The 14,521-nt window shown below is 45.6% G+C and carries 17 protein-coding genes; 12 read left to right on the top strand and 5 right to left on the bottom strand.

The window, feature by feature from the left end:
* Positions 1 to 286 precede the first annotated feature (286 nt).
* Positions 287 to 2,575, top strand: coding sequence for a bifunctional glutamate--cysteine ligase GshA/glutathione synthetase GshB (gene gshAB, locus BAU14_RS03195; protein ID WP_161898636.1), 2,289 nt, complete (start codon positions 287 to 289; stop codon positions 2,573 to 2,575).
* A gap of 259 nt (positions 2,576 to 2,834) precedes the next feature.
* Here the strand turns inward: gshAB and BAU14_RS03190 are convergent, their stop codons facing one another.
* The 3 genes from BAU14_RS03190 to BAU14_RS03180 all read right to left on the bottom strand — a co-directional run bounded on the left by BAU14_RS03190 (position 2,835) and on the right by BAU14_RS03180 (position 5,160).
* Positions 2,835 to 3,974 (bottom strand): LCP family protein, encoded by a 1,140-nt coding sequence (locus tag BAU14_RS03190; RefSeq protein WP_161898635.1) that lies wholly within the window; start codon positions 3,972 to 3,974, stop codon positions 2,835 to 2,837.
* Between the two features lie 199 nt (positions 3,975 to 4,173).
* Entirely contained in the window at positions 4,174 to 4,587 is a 414-nt protein-coding gene (locus BAU14_RS03185) for a hypothetical protein (RefSeq protein ID WP_161898634.1), read from the bottom strand.
* Positions 4,588 to 4,695: 108 nt separating this feature from the next.
* A complete protein-coding gene (locus BAU14_RS03180) occupies positions 4,696 to 5,160 on the bottom strand; it encodes a YueI family protein (RefSeq protein WP_202622156.1) in 465 nt (154 codons plus the stop codon).
* A 194-nt stretch (positions 5,161 to 5,354) separates the two neighbouring features.
* Between BAU14_RS03180 and BAU14_RS03175 the strand changes: the two genes are divergently transcribed.
* From BAU14_RS03175 to BAU14_RS03130, 10 genes are all read left to right on the top strand, one after another.
* The gene (locus tag BAU14_RS03175) at positions 5,355 to 5,924 is read left to right on the top strand and encodes a GNAT family N-acetyltransferase (protein WP_161898632.1); all 570 of its coding nucleotides are present in this window, start codon (positions 5,355 to 5,357) and stop codon (positions 5,922 to 5,924) included.
* Between the two features lie 69 nt (positions 5,925 to 5,993).
* A complete protein-coding gene (locus BAU14_RS03170; RefSeq protein WP_161898631.1) occupies positions 5,994 to 6,389 on the top strand; it encodes an iron-sulfur cluster biosynthesis family protein in 396 nt (131 codons plus the stop codon).
* Positions 6,389 to 7,315, top strand: coding sequence for a metallophosphoesterase (locus tag BAU14_RS03165; protein WP_161898630.1), 927 nt, complete (start codon positions 6,389 to 6,391; stop codon positions 7,313 to 7,315). The genes BAU14_RS03170 and BAU14_RS03165 overlap by 1 nt, the downstream gene beginning before the upstream one ends.
* 110 nt (positions 7,316 to 7,425) lie before the next feature.
* Positions 7,426 to 7,647, top strand: coding sequence for a DUF2829 domain-containing protein (locus BAU14_RS03160; RefSeq protein ID WP_161898629.1), 222 nt, complete (start codon positions 7,426 to 7,428; stop codon positions 7,645 to 7,647).
* Positions 7,644 to 8,432, top strand: a complete 789-nt coding sequence (locus BAU14_RS03155) for a 3-oxoacyl-ACP reductase (protein ID WP_420022072.1) — start codon at positions 7,644 to 7,646, stop codon at positions 8,430 to 8,432. The genes BAU14_RS03160 and BAU14_RS03155 overlap by 4 nt, the downstream gene beginning before the upstream one ends.
* Complete coding sequence (locus BAU14_RS03150; protein ID WP_161898628.1) at positions 8,429 to 9,001, top strand: nucleotidyltransferase family protein; 573 nt, start codon at positions 8,429 to 8,431, stop codon at positions 8,999 to 9,001. The genes BAU14_RS03155 and BAU14_RS03150 overlap by 4 nt, the downstream gene beginning before the upstream one ends.
* Positions 9,002 to 9,114: 113 nt before the next feature.
* Positions 9,115 to 9,627 carry a QueT transporter family protein gene (locus BAU14_RS03145; protein ID WP_161898627.1) on the top strand — a complete coding sequence of 171 codons (513 nt, stop codon included), beginning with the start codon at positions 9,115 to 9,117 and terminating at the stop codon, positions 9,625 to 9,627.
* 249 nt (positions 9,628 to 9,876) lie between these two features.
* Complete coding sequence (locus BAU14_RS03140; RefSeq protein ID WP_161898626.1) at positions 9,877 to 10,299, top strand: DUF4809 family protein; 423 nt, start codon at positions 9,877 to 9,879, stop codon at positions 10,297 to 10,299.
* Between the two features lie 126 nt (positions 10,300 to 10,425).
* Positions 10,426 to 11,028, top strand: coding sequence for a DUF1054 domain-containing protein (locus tag BAU14_RS03135; protein WP_161898625.1), 603 nt, complete (start codon positions 10,426 to 10,428; stop codon positions 11,026 to 11,028).
* A 255-nt stretch (positions 11,029 to 11,283) separates the two neighbouring features.
* A complete protein-coding gene (locus tag BAU14_RS03130; protein WP_161898624.1) occupies positions 11,284 to 11,556 on the top strand; it encodes an HU family DNA-binding protein in 273 nt (90 codons plus the stop codon).
* Positions 11,557 to 11,829: 273 nt separating this feature from the next.
* Here the strand turns inward: BAU14_RS03130 and BAU14_RS03125 are convergent, their stop codons facing one another.
* Entirely contained in the window at positions 11,830 to 12,381 is a 552-nt protein-coding gene (locus tag BAU14_RS03125) for a biotin transporter BioY (RefSeq protein ID WP_161898623.1), read from the bottom strand.
* 300 nt (positions 12,382 to 12,681) lie between these two features.
* Between BAU14_RS03125 and BAU14_RS03120 the strand changes: the two genes are divergently transcribed.
* Entirely contained in the window at positions 12,682 to 13,113 is a 432-nt protein-coding gene (locus BAU14_RS03120) for a hypothetical protein (RefSeq protein ID WP_161898622.1), read from the top strand.
* Positions 13,114 to 13,191: 78 nt separating this feature from the next.
* Here the strand turns inward: BAU14_RS03120 and icd are convergent, their stop codons facing one another.
* Positions 13,192 to 14,460: an NADP-dependent isocitrate dehydrogenase gene (gene icd, locus BAU14_RS03115; RefSeq protein ID WP_161898621.1), complete on the bottom strand. Its 1,269-nt coding sequence runs from the start codon at positions 14,458 to 14,460 to the stop codon at positions 13,192 to 13,194.
* Positions 14,461 to 14,521 lie beyond the last annotated feature (61 nt).

Raw genomic sequence — 14,521 nt, 5'->3', positions numbered from 1 at the left:
TATCTTCCAATGAGTTTTAATGGAAGATAGTCGGTTTTTGAGGTCTCACGGTTGGTAGTGTTAGTTTTGGAGAACGGTGACTAGCTGATTATAAATAAAAATAGTACCCATTGATTTTTAAATGTTTTACTTCCCCTGTGAAAACGTCAATGAAAAATTATGAGACATGGAGCAGAGCTGTTCAGTTTCCACCAAATTTCCTCTATAATAAGCAAGACGATGCTTTCGTAAAGCGGCTTTTTTTGCTGAAGGGACATCTATTCGGGACAAAGAGAAGGGACAGGTTATGAACTTACAAACAATGATGCAGACACCGCGGGCTCGAGCAAATATGCTGGCGGCTACATTTGGCTTGGAACGAGAAGGGCAGCGAGTTGATCTGACGACTGGCAAACTGGCAGCTACGCCCCATCCAACAGCTTTAGGCAATCGCAAATACCATCCTTATATTCAGACTGATTTTGCCGAGACACAATTGGAACTGATTACCCCGGTGACTCACACTCCCAAGGAATTGCTGGACTGGTTAGCGGCACTTCATGATGTAGCCTACCGTTCGATGATACCTACTGAAACCTTGTGGCCGCTGAGTATGCCTCCTGCGCTACCGGAAAATAATTGCAGTATCAAGCTGGCAGAGTTGGATAATTTTGAGGATGTCTTATATCGTCGTTACTTGGCTCGCCAGTACGGTCGTCGCAAGCAGATGGTTTCTGGCATTCATTTTAATTTTGAATTCGGTGGCGAGTTAATGGCAGCCTTATTTGAACAACAAGAGGAGATTGCTACGCTGCAAGAATTCAAAACAGCACTGTATCTGAAAGTGACTCGTAACTATCTTCGTTATCGTTGGTTGATTACTTATCTTTACGGAGCCAGCCCTGTAAGCGAAAAAAATTATTTCATGGATGATCCGGCTCCCGCAGAACCAGTACGCAGTATTCGCAACAGCGCCTATGGTTATCGAAATCACGGAGATGTAGTCGTTTCCTATGCAAGTCTGAAACGTTATCTAAACGACATTGCCCGCATGGTGGAGATCGGTCGATTGTCTGAAGAAAAAGAATTTTATGCGCCGCTGCGGTTGCGAGGAGGAAAAAAAGTCCAAGATCTCGCGGATCACGGCATTCGCTATATCGAATTGCGCAATATCGATCTGCAGCCTTTTGAGGCGTATGGATTTTCTGAAGACGAGGCTCGTTTTTTGCAAGTCTTTTTGTTGTTGATGTTGTGGCTGCCAGAAGAAGCAGCGGCAGAAGAATGGGTAGCAGAAGGTGACCGACGCAATGATCAAGTGGCTTTAGAAAATCCAGAAGCGCCCACTGAGTATCTGGCAGAAGGGGAGTGGCTGCTGTCGGAGTTGCAGCGGATGATTGTTGCTCTACAACTGCCGCTACCAGAGGGTTTTCTTGATTTTGCCGTGACACGTCTAGCCCAGCCGGAAACAACACCGGCAGCGCAACTGTGGTCGGCTGGTCAAGTGACTTCCCAACAGGCAGTGGCAGTCGAACTAGCCCAGCGCAATCACGAAAAGGCTTGGGCGCGACCTTATCAATTGGCAGGATTTACCGGGATGGAGCTGTCCACCCAGATTTTCATGTTTGATGCTATCCAAAAAGGGGTAGGTGTGACTGTATTGGATCAGGCAGATCAATTTTTGAGATTGGATTTGTCAGGTCATAGAGAATATGTAAAAAATGCCAACATGACGGCCAAAGACACGTATATCGTGCCCTTGATGATGGCCAATAAAACGGTCACTAAAAAGGTCTTAGCCAAAGCCGGCTATCGGGTACCCGGCGGTGGTGAATATGCCAATCTCCAAGAGGCATTGGCTGATTTTCCGCGATATGCCGGACAAGCGATTGTAGTAAAACCTAAAAGCACGAACTACGGCTTGGGGATTTCTGTCTTCAAGGAGCCCCCTGCCAAAGAAGACTATCAAACTGCAGTGGCCATTGCCTTTGCCGAAGATGATGCCATCTTGGTAGAAGAGTTTCTGGCAGGAACCGAGTATCGCTTTTTTGTATTGGATGGTGAAGTGGAAGCAATCATGTTACGGGTTCCTGCCAATGTGGTAGGGGACGGTCACCAGACCATTGCCCAATTAGTCGCAGAAAAAAATACAGATCCATTACGAGGAACCCACCACCGTTCACCATTAGAATTGATTCAACTGGGGGAAATCGAAAAGTTGATGCTAAAAGAACAGGGGTACGAGCCAACGTCTATTCCTAAAGCTGGTGTTACTGTATACCTGCGGGAAAACTCCAATATTTCCACCGGTGGCGATTCAATCGACGTGACCGACCAATTCAACGAGGACTACAAACAAGTTGCTGTAGAAGCGGTAGCGGCCCTTGGTGCAGCTATCAGCGGCATCGACCTGATTATTCCTGATAAGTCGCGACCAGCTGCTGAACCTGGTGCTTACGGTATCATCGAAGCCAATTTCAATCCGGCAATGCACATGCATGTCTATCCTTATGCCGGTCAAGGACGACGTTTGACGATGGCGGTTCTGAATTTTTTGTATCCGGAATTGGCAGAGTTGAATCGTGACCAATCAAACTAACATCAGAGCAGCAACATCAGGAATTTCCATTAGAAATTAGTGGTGGTCCCTTGTCTTTTTGGTTGCTAGCATTTCAAATCGTTCTGTTGGCTTTTAGGCGGCTGATAAAAAGGTTGCCACAGGTGAATGTGAATAAGTCGGCAGCACTTATAGAACTCCAAAAAAAACCGCAGATCAACTGCGGTTTTTTTTGCCGGTTTCCGAGAATACAGAGGAAAATCTTAAAAATTTTACCCTGTATTCTGTCGGAAAAGACCGGTTATTCGTTTGTAAAAGTATCGGAGCTCTCGGTGGACTGAGAATCAGAGGTTTCTGATCCAGAGTCTTCGGAAGAATCACTTTTCGGACGTTGACTTGGGTAGCCTTCAAATGCTGGAGCAAACTGAATATTCGCCGTACGTTCAGGTTCATCCCAACCGGCATCGGGATCCATAGTGCTATCATCATATAGGCGCTGTTCTGGATCATTAATCAAGGATAAGCTTTCTCGCAAGTCTAAGTTCAATTGATCCCGCATACGGTTTTGGGCTTCCAATGTCCCGTAATAAGGCGGAATCTGATAGTAGCCCCCGTTTAGCATGTATCCTTGCCCGCCGATTTGGACAGGTTCAATGTTGGTGAGAGCGTCTTGATAATTGGCGGCGATATCTAACATCTGATTCCAGCTCAAATCTGTCGATACATTGTCTCCCAAAGCATCCAAAACTTTGGTGTAATATTTAACGGTATTGACGCTGGCCAGTTTTTCAACAACTTTGGTCAAGACCTCTCGCTGACGCGCTTGCCGACCCATATCGCCGGTGCCGTCATCTTTTCGCATGCGGGCATAGGCCAACCCTTTTTCGCCGTCTAAGGTGATTTTACCAGCAGGTACGTGGATACCATCTAAGGTAAAGTCAATTTTGTTATCGACTTCGATACCACCGACTGCATCAATCAAATCTTTAAGTCCTTGCAGATTGATGGTGGCATAGTGATTGATCGGAATGTCGAGAAAATTCTCCAAAGTATCAATAGCCATGGATACACCGCCGTAAGAATAGGCTGAATTCAGCTTATCATGGCGATCTTTGCCGACGATTTCAATCAGGAAATCACGATCGACACTGGTGATGGTGGTCGTTTTCTTTTGGGGATTGATGGTCACTACCATCGTCGTATCCGAGCGTCCTTGATCTGTTCGACCCAAGCCGCCAGAGTCAATCCCTAACAGCATGATGGAAAAAGGCTCGGCTGCTGAAGTATCAACAGATTTGTTGCCGTTGTTCAATGGTTTATACATCTTATCGGCAGCATTGCGGGCTTGATTGGCAGCATACATTCCCAAACCGCTGACAACTGCAACCACTAAGGTTATAATCCCAAAAATGACTAGGATCGTCTTTTGCACTTTACTCATAGGTCACCTCGTAAAAAGATTTCTTTCTGAAGTTTACTCTTTAAACCTCGAAACGCTAAACAACTTTTGCATTTATCTGTAAATTTAGAGAAAAATTAAAAAATCTGTTGTCAAAAGACGTTTTTTCTTTGTGGACACAACGCGCAAAAAAGGGCTCCGCAACTCTCGGTGAGCCGAGAGGACGGAGCCCCGCCAACAATCAGTATTCGAACTCTTTGATTTCGATGGTTTGCTTAGTTTCGCAGACTTGCAAGCCGGTGGTGGCTTCCCACCAGGACTTCATTTCCTTTTCGTAAGTGGTAGGGAAAGAATCAACGATATCCAAAAGCGGAGTATCATTAATTTTGGCATAAGGAAAGTTTAGCGTCAAATTGTATTTCAGCTCTGTCAACAGGCTGTAATACTGAAACATCTGGTAATTCATCTCTTCCGGGTCCTCTGCTGCCAGAACTTTCGGGGCCCGATCCAACATAAAGCCAAAGCTGCGCATCATGAACATAATCCCATCCAAGTGCTCTGCTTGGATGTAAGAGGCATCTTTCAAGATATCGATGTGGGTATCCAGTGCCAAAAGCAATTCATCTTTCAATGTTTGATAATCTGGTGTAGCCATAGATAATTCCCCCTTGTCGGCAGTCTGACAAGAGCTGGCAACTACTATTGCCCATATCCCGTAAAAGAGAACACCCTTTCAAGCTGTCGAAAATTAATTTTTTATTTGTTATTGATCATTTGGGTGAAACAGCCGGTCAAAGAAACCAGGCTTTTTCTTCGTTGACTTTGCTGATTCCGCCTCTTTTTCCGGATATTTCTGGTCGATATCAATCACGGGCTCATTGACGGCTTCTTTTGAAACGACCAAAAGACCGAGACTATCCGGATTCGTTCCAACAAAATCATTGACGATGGTAAATTTATGTCCGGATTTCGTGAGCAGCTGGATGTATTCCCCCTGCAGCGTTTCTGAGAGTTGCCCATTCATCAAAACTTGTGCATCGGGATCTTTTGCCAGCTCCCTCCGCAGATTGTCCTGATTATCTTTTTCTTTCATCTGAGCCAAAGTCATGCTCAAATAGCAGCGTTCACGAAACGTCCCCATATATTTATGTTGTTCATCAGGATTCACCAATGGCTGGCCGTACATGCCCTTGTCCAAATGTTTTTGCATCTCATCAGTCAATAACATCACTCCTCGCGTCTTCCAATCGACTCGGGCAAACCCGAAAAATCGCTTTCTCTGTTTGATTATATCATGCCGGCAAAAAAAACACAGGGGCAGAACTGTACTTATATTGGGAGAAGAATAGTAAAAGCTGCTATTTTTCAATTCCTTTTCTGGTTGCGCTATAATAGGATGATAGTAAACGGGGAGGAAAAAGAATGGATTATAAACAACAGATTATGCTAGGGTTTGCGGAAAATACGCGGTTAGAGACGGAGCGATTGATTTTGCGGCCGTTGACGTTGGCGGATGCTCAGGATATGTTTGAGTATGCTCAGGATGCGGAAACGACAGAGCACGTATTTCCTCAACATCAGTCATTAGCTGAAACTCGCGAGATTGTCGCCGGTGTTTTCATGGCAGATCCTCTAGGGAAATATGCATTGGAAGAAAAAGCCAGTGGCAAGATGATTGGGACCATTGACCTACGGGTGGATCCAGTCGCGATGCGAGGCGAGATTGGCTATGCGCTGAATAAGAGCCGCTGGGGCCAAGGTCTGATGCCGGAAGCAGCGATGGCGATCCTGGCTTTGGGCTTTGATACATTGAAGCTGGTACACATCCAAGCCTTCCACAATTTGGCTAATGAAAAGTCGGGGCGGGTCATGCAGAAAATCGGTATGAAAAAAGAAGCTGAGCTGCCATTGTCTCGTTTGTGGAAGGGAAAACCAGTCGGAGAAGCCATGTATGGCATCACCAGTGCCGATTGGTTTAAGCGAGTGATGTAATAAAATTAAAGGCAAACACGGCAGCCTTTGTTGAAAAAGGCACCAAGTTTCAAGAAAGAAGGGCTCTCTATGAAATTGAGTATCGAGCCAAGTGTTCGAACATTAATTGAAAAAAAACTTATGCCGGAAGATCGAATGTACCTGGATTTTGAAGATGGGGACGGCCCGTTTGCCAATACCGGTCTTTCTTGTCGGCTGGATTTGAGTTTTCGTTTTATTATAACCCCTGAAAACTATCCTGCTGCAGGCTTGGAAGTTTATGATGAAACATTGGCGACAGAAGTAGGGGCAGTCAAGCTTAAAAAGAGTTCAGAGGTCTATTTGGATCAAGAAACCCGGCTCGTATTGGGAAGTACCGGCGCACTGCAGCTGCGTGGTGCTTCGGGAATTTTGGCTGACAACATTCCTATTTTACGTATCCAACAGCAGCTGGCAGGTAGTCATGATTCAGTTGGCGGCTGCTGATGAGACGGCTAGCGTTAATCAGTGACCTGCATGCCGATATCAATCGTTTTTCTGATGATGAGCTGGAACTGTTAGCCCACATTCTGAAGCAGGCAGAGGTGGATCATCTGCACCTGGCTGGTGATATCGCCAACAAAACGGCCCGTGCCTTAGCCATTGTGGACTTTTTTCGGACCCGAGGACTAAATACCACCTTTAATTGGGGCAACCACGAAATGGCAGACCTTACAGAAAAAACAATTGAAGCTTATCCCAGTCCGGCATTTTTGAATTTGCAGACGTGGCCTTTGACTGAAGAGACTGTCCTTTTGGGGTACAACGGCTGGTATGACTACTTGTTTGCTGCCGATTATAACCCTGAGAAGATTCGCCAATTAAAACAGCTGTACTGGTACGACCGGGTAATTCCCAGAGAAGGCAGTGATCCTGAGGTGGAGGCGCGATTGCGGGGACGACTGAAGCTAGTCTTGGATCGGCTGCAAATGGACAATAAAAAGGTAATCCTCGCCACTCATTTTGTGCCCAAGCGGGAATTTATCGTCTACCAGGAAAAGCCGGAATTTCTCCGATGGAATGACCTAAATGCTTTTTTAGGTTCTGCTGAATTAGGGGAATTGTTGGATAGGTATGATAACGTGACAAATTGTGTTTTTGGTCACACCCATCGTCGCTTTGCCGATCATTTATTGCAAGGAACCCGCTACAGCTGTCGGCCACTGGGCTACTTTTTTGAATGGGAGCTCACCAAAGCGTTTGTTTTTGAAAATGAACTGGTGACTGAATATCGTCCCGCTAAGCTGCGCAGTGTGTTGAAAAAACATCAGGAGGCGTTTGCTGCCTACCGCAAAGAACACTTGGCAGAAGAATTTCGCAAGGGAATGACCATTATCGACATTCCGGAAGCCGCCATAAAAACAGTCCGCTGACAGATAAATTACCCTCTGGTCAGTGGGCTGTTTTCGTCTTATAATGAAAAGGCTTTGGCAGCAAACTTGATGCAGCTGCCTATTGAAATCTGGTGAAAGAAGGAATGAAAATGACATTTGAAGAGATTCTGCCACATTTAAAAGCTGGCAAAAAAATCCTCCGCAACGGCTGGAGTGGTTTTGAACTGTATGTCACCCTCGTGTCCGGAGAAGTTTATGACGGGGCGCCGGTGACCCCTTATTTTTTGATCAAAACCAGTGATGAAGGCTTCTCCAGCTTTGCGCCGACTGTTTGTGACATCTTAGCTGACGACTGGAAGATTGTTCCATGACAACACAGAAAATGATGGATTCTCGTTTTGCGGAGGCTGTCGTATTGGTGACCGGGGCGGCTTCGGGAATTGGACAAGCGCAGGCTGTGGCGTTTTTAGCGGCGGGTGCCCGCGTATTTGCGGTGGATATCAAAGAAGAATTTGCCTCGTTGACAGCCGCTGCTAAAAAGAGTGGGTCTGAAGCGTTCAGCCGCTTGGCATTTTTTACTGCGGATGTCGCCCAAAAAGAGCAGTGCTTGGCAGCAGTAGCCAAATGTCGAAAAACTTTTGGCGGGGTATCAATTTTGCTAAACACTGCGGGCAAGCTGGATGGTTATAAAAACATTTTAGAAACTGACGATGAGCTGTGGCGAGATATTTTACGAACTGATTTGGACAGTATGTTTTATTTGACCAAAGCACTATTGCCGGATATGTTGGCAGCCGGCAGTGGTACAATCATCAATATGGCGTCAGTTGCCAGCTTTGTTGGCGGAGGCGGCGGGATTGCCTATACGACAGCTAAGCATGCTGTTGCTGGTTTCACTAAGCAGTTGGCGCTGGATTATGGCGCAGCTGGCATCCATGTATTGGCCTTGGCGCCGGGAGCCATCCGGACACCTATGAATGCCGCAGACTTTGCTGGTGATGGGGCGTTAGCCAAATGGGTGGCGCAAGAAACGCCGTTGAAGCGGTGGGCGGAGCCGGAAGAAGTGGCGGAAGTGACCTTGTTTGCGGCGGGAAGCGGAGCCCGTTATATGCAAGGAAATATCATCGAAATCGACGGAGGTTGGTTGCTGAAATGATAAGAAGATTGACAGAGGCGCAAGCAGCATCATGGGTTGCTGCAGACTTAGAGTTGATGACGATTTTGCGGATTGTATCCCAATGGCAGCTGCCAGATTGCTGGTTGACAGCGGGGATGCTGCGCAATTTTTTGTGGGATCAACTGGCAGAGGCAACGGTTCTTCATTCAGCCAATGACGTAGACGTTGCTTTTTTCGATCCCAATCTTGATTATGAAACCAGTGAAGCACTAGGCCGACAATTGGCAGCTATGTGGCCAAACTATAATTGGGAAATCAAAAATCAAGCCCACATGCATACCCATAATTTTCCTGATGAATCACCTTATAGAGATACCTTGGATGCTGTTAGTAAATATCCCGAGACCTGCACAGCTCTCGCCTGTCGTTTGAATGAAGCGGGGTATCCAGAACTGCGGGCATTGTGGGGCTTAGAGGATCTAGCCGCTTTTGAAGTTCGACCGACACCGCATTTTTCACGTTCTCCTCGGCGTTTGGCAGTCTATAACCAGCGGGTTGCTGGTAAAAATTGGCAGGAAAGCTGGCCGCAATTGACGATCCACTCTTGAAAGAACAGAATGCTTTCAGTTATTATAATTACTAGCGGTCTGTCCGCACTGCACCACTTCAATCCTTTGGGTGCAGCTTATTACCGGGAATATCCCGCAAAGGAGAATGATAAATGAATCATCCTGAAAAATTGCGTTCAGAATCTGTCTGGACCACACAAGAATTGACCAAAATGGCATTGGTAGCGGCCCTATACGTGGCGGTGACTTTCGCTTTACAACCAGTTGGCTACGGTAATATTCAGTTTCGCGTGGCTGAAATGTTCAACTTTTTAGCGTTGTACAATAAGCGCTACGTCTGGGGAGTAACGATTGGCTGTGCGATTGCCAACCGGGCATCTCCTAATGGCCTTCTTGATGTGATCGTTGGCAGTGTCTGCACGTTTTTTGTGCTGCTTTTGTGTCGCTACCTGACCCGTAAAATCAAAGACATGAGAATCAAAATTGCAGTTACCACCGTCATTTTTGCAATTTCGATGTTTACAGTCGCCGCGCAACTGACAATCTTGTTTCAAGCGCCGTTTCTTTTCAACTGGTTGACTATCGGGATTGGGGAATTGCTTTCCATGGCCATCGGTGGAATCGTCATTTATGTAATCAGCAAAAAAATCGACTTAACGGCCTAAATGTCGCGTTTTAATCATAGTAGTTAAATATTCGTTCACAGTGGTGTCTAGATTGAAGGACGCCACTGTTTTTTTGTGAAATAAACGCGCTCGGATAGTTGCCAGGCATGATGCAGCCATATTTTTAGAGACGGTAAACCGGTTGTCAGGTGCGCTTTCTTTTTTTAAAAGAAGCGGTATAATGGGGGCAAACGGCTGCTCGACGGATTTGTATCAGAAATTGCAGCCAATTATGAAGGAGTTTTTATGATGAAAGCTACAATTAGCGGACAAAAACGAATTGCTGAAGGCGGCTGCAACGCCTGTACAGCCTTTGCTTTAAATGTTTATCACTTAACTTTTTCCGATGGGACTTGTGTTTCCTTGGAACGACTGGATGTTCCTACCATCGTTATGGCCTTCGCACAGCAGCAACGCTGGCAACAAGCCTTTACCATGCTGGATATGACAGAAGAAGCCATGCTTTACAAAAAAGCAGGCGAAACCGTAACCGAACAAGATGATTCTGCGACTGTCAGCTATCAAAAAGGCTGTGAACGTCTCAAAGTCGCCAAAGAATACTGTGAACTGGCTGATCTGTATCAAAACGTCAATCACGTATTGACCCGCTTTTTCAATATGGAGGAAGTAGACTTCGACTATGAAGTGATTGAACGCGAACCAGTGATCTGACTAGAGGTTTTTATCAGCAACAGCAATCCGGTATGAAGGCCTTTGTTTTAGTAATGCGTGCCAGAGGTGTCCCGTCGACAGATATGATACACTGGATGAAAATGACGAAAAGGTAGGAAGTTAGCGATGTTTGAGGAAAGTTCTTTTGATGTATTTCAGGTCCCGGGGTTAGAAGCGCGGATGGCTGCGATTCGCAGTGAAATCCAGCCGGTGTTTCAGCAAATCGGGGAGGCGTTAGTTCGGGAACTGGAAACCGCTTTGGATCGGACCTTTTACCTGCATATCGCGCAGCATCGCCGGCGTAGTGTTCATCCACCGGAAAATACCTGGGCCGCTGTCGGAGAAGGAAAGCGAGGCTACAAAATGGCCCCGCATTTTCAGATTGGGATTTGGCCGGAGTATGTGTTCATGTGGCTCTCCATTATCGATCAGCCCAAGGGGCAAAAAAGCTACGCCGAAACCCTTTTGGCAGCACTGCCTGAGATTAAAGCATTGCCGCAAGATTTTGTAATTAATAAAGACCACACAACGGCCCCCTACTTTCCTTTAAGTGAGGCAAAGCCAGCTCTGGAACGTCTGGCAAGCGTTAAAAAAAGTGAATTTCAGCTGGGGCGGGTCATTCCGCGAGAAAGTACTTTGTGGCAGAATCCAGAAAACGCACAGGAAGAAATATTGGCGACATATCGTCAGTTGTTGCCTTTTTATGAGTTGCTGACTAAAAAGTCTTAAAAACATTGATTTAAAGGGAATCGTTTGCAAAAACACTTTTGAAAGCAGATGCTACCAGGGTTATTTTGAAGATCGTTGATGTGGCGGGCTTTTCGCCGATTAAAAAAAACGATAAAAATACAGAAAAATTTTTTAGTATTATTTTATCGAAAGCTTGGAAAGGGTTTTCTGTTGCGCAGTTATAGGGTTTTTGCTAGAATAATACGTAGGGATTACACAAAATCCTAATTATTTTATTCCTGGGAGGAATTAAACATGAACAAAGCAGAATTGATCTCCGCAGTTGCAGAAAAATCAGGTTTGACTAAAAAAGACGCTACCGCAGTTTTGACTGCCATTATCGACACTGTTGAAGATACCTTGAAAAAAGGCGACAGCGTTCAAATCATGGGCTTTGGTACTTTCGAAGTGCGTCAACGCGCAGCTCGTAAAGGTCGTAACCCTCAAACCGGGGAAGAAATCGAAATCAAAGCATCTAAAACACCAGCTTTCAAACCTGGCAAACAGTTGAAAGACGCTGTCAAATAACATCTGAATATAAAACAACCCGCAGCTTTTTGATAAGCTGCGGGTTTTTATTTGTAGCCGAACAATCGCACTGTCGCTGTTCTCCAAAGTGAACAATACCAAACATGAGCCTCTAAAAGCCAAGTCGCTTCCACTGTTTTTAATAGAAGTGACTTGGCTTTTTATTGTTAAAAATTTCAAACACAGACTCTCCTTGATTTCATCAAGGAAAATCTGCGCTTCCCAAAGTGAACCAAATTTTTGTGATGGAAGCTCACTTTTAGGTGTGTTATTTTACTTTGCCGGTGTCAAAAAGCGCTGTGGCAGCCGACCGACAATCAAGACGCCGATAACTGCTGCGGCTACAGCTTTCAATATGCCGGGGAGGATAAAAGGAATCACCGCGGCGTTTAAAGCGGCACTAAAGGTCATGCCGGTCCCAAAGTGCATCCAGGCTGCGCCGAAAAGCAAAACAACCGCAGCACCTGCCAGATTAGCGATGATGCTCCACAAAAAGTTGAGCTTCGTCTTTGCAAGGATGCCGCCGGTCACTAGTCCGTTAAAAATAAATCCGATTAGAAAGCCGCCAGTTGGACCTAAGAGGGCACCGATTCCGCTAGCACCGCCTGCGTAAACCGGAATTCCAATCAATCCCAACAACAAATAAATAACAATCGCCCAAGTACCGGTTCTCATACCTAAAATCGTGACAGTCAGTCCAATAATGAAGGTCTGTAAAGTAAAAGGGACAACCGTGATAGGCAATGTGATGACAAATTGAGATAGGATCCCAATGATGGCGGCAAAAACGGCAGCCAATATTTGTTCTCGTAATGAAATGCGCATAATAATTCCTTCTTTCGTAAACTCTTATTTTTATTTTGGTTAACGTCTGTATGGTAGAATTATATCGTTTGGTTAACTGTATGTAAACAATAAGTTTACGAATGTGCAAAAAAGAGAAGCCCCTAGATATTTCTCAACGGGATTGAACTATCTTAATTTGCATATAAAGTGATTTTAATCGTCTATTTTAGATTTTTCTGATATCATTTTATTAAATGTTGGTATTTTTTACGTTGAAATTTCATTTAATGGCTATTGGTTGAAGCGGATAATTGTAGTTAGTGATTTGGGAGGGATTGGGTGCTGTTAATGATGTACCGGGTGATTCTAGTGATGAATTTAGCGGTCAGTACAGGTTTTACTTTCGGTGATGCCCAGGCAGACTTTTTTGGATTGTACCCCTGGGCTTATTATTTGAAGCTGTTTTTACTGCCTTTCTTTTTACTCCTCCTGTTGTTGAATACGATTCGGCATCGGACCTTAACCAGTCGCTTTTTATTTGCGGCGGCCTACTGTGTGGCCTGTCTCTTGTCCACTGAAATTATGGTTCATCCAGAACGGTATCCGGATTTTTTTCTTGGAGAAGGCGGCGTTCAGATTGGCTGTTATATCGCTGAAGTCATTTTGGCGGCCGTCCTTTTGAAGAATGAATTTCATACGGAGTTTGCGCTAACGCCGGCTATCAAAAAACAGACTTCCGGTAAACTACCGGTTGAAATCGATAAAAAATAAAGATCCAGTGCTTTTGCGGGTGGCTTGCGACCATTGCGAAATCACTGGATCTTTCATTTTTGGACTACAGGTGTCTGATTACTGAGCGGTGATAATGTCGGTCAGGAGTTGACCGAATTCACCAGTGGAAACTTCTGTTGCATCAGTCATGGAATGGGCAAAGTCAGCAGTGACCTTTTTGGCTGTCAGGGCTTCTTCGATTGCGGATTCTATCAATTGGGCAGCTTTTGTCCAACCCAGATACGCCAACATCATGCTTGCTGATAGCAGCAGTGAACAAGGGTTGGCCTTTCCTTGACCGGCAATGTCCGGGGCGGTGCCGTGAGTTGCTTCAAAAATGGCGTGACCGGTTTGGTAATTGATATTGGCACCTGGGGCGATCCCAATGCCCCCCACTTGAGCGGCCAACGCGTCGGAAATGTAGTCGCCGTTTAGATTGCAGGTAGCAATTACATCGTATTTTTCTGGATACAGCAGGATTTGCTGCAACATATTGTCGGCGATGACGTCATTGATGATGATTTTTCCGGCAACTTTGGCATCTGCTAAAGCTTGGTCGGCGACTGCCTGACCTTTCTCGGCAACCAGTGTATGGTAGTTATGCATAGTGAAAGTCTGCTGTGCATAAGCACTCTCAGCCAGCTCATAGCCCCACTTTTTGAAGCCCCCTTCAGTAAACTTCATGATATTGCCTTTATGGACTAAGGTCACAGTGGAACGGTCGTTTGCTAAGGCGTAATCAATGGCAGCACCAACCAAACGCTGGCTGCCTTCTTTTGAGATGGGTTTGATCCCGATAGCGCTCGTTTTTGGGAAACGAATCTTTTTGACAGCAAATTGCTCTTGCAACATTTGGATAAGTTGATTGACCTCTGGGCTATCCTTTTCAAATTCGATACCGGCATAGACGTCTTCAGTGTTTTCACGGAAAATCACCATATCGGTTTTTTCAGGTTCCTTTAAAGGGGAGGGAACGCCGGTAAAATAGCGCACGGGACGGACACAGGCGAATAAATCTAAATCTTGGCGCAAAGCAACATTCAAGGAACGAATGCCGCCGCCGATGGGTGTGGTCAATGGCCCTTTTAGCGCTACTTTGGCTTCTGTGATGGCAGCTAATGTTTCTTTTGGTAACCAAGCACCGGTTTCTTTAAAGGCTTTTTCTCCGGCCAGCACTTCCCGCCACTGGATTGTTTTCTCCCCTTGATAGGCTTTGGCTACTGCGGCGTCGATGACTGCTTGTGAGGCTTCCCAGATTTCAGGGCCGATACCATCGCCGGCGATAAAAGGAATTGTCGGCTGCTTTGGAACTAAGAGTGTTTCGTTTTGGATCGTAATATAAGTCAAATGGGCTCCTCCGTTCAGGAAAGTAGTGTAAGGAAAGGACTTGCTGTAGATCTGTCGGCAA

Origin of the sequence: Candidatus Enterococcus leclercqii, assembly GCF_009933135.1 — a bacterium.
In the GTDB taxonomy this organism is placed as follows: Bacteria; Bacillota; Bacilli; order Lactobacillales; family Enterococcaceae; genus Enterococcus_C; species Enterococcus_C leclercqii.
This window is presented reverse-complemented; position numbering and strand designations above follow the sequence as displayed.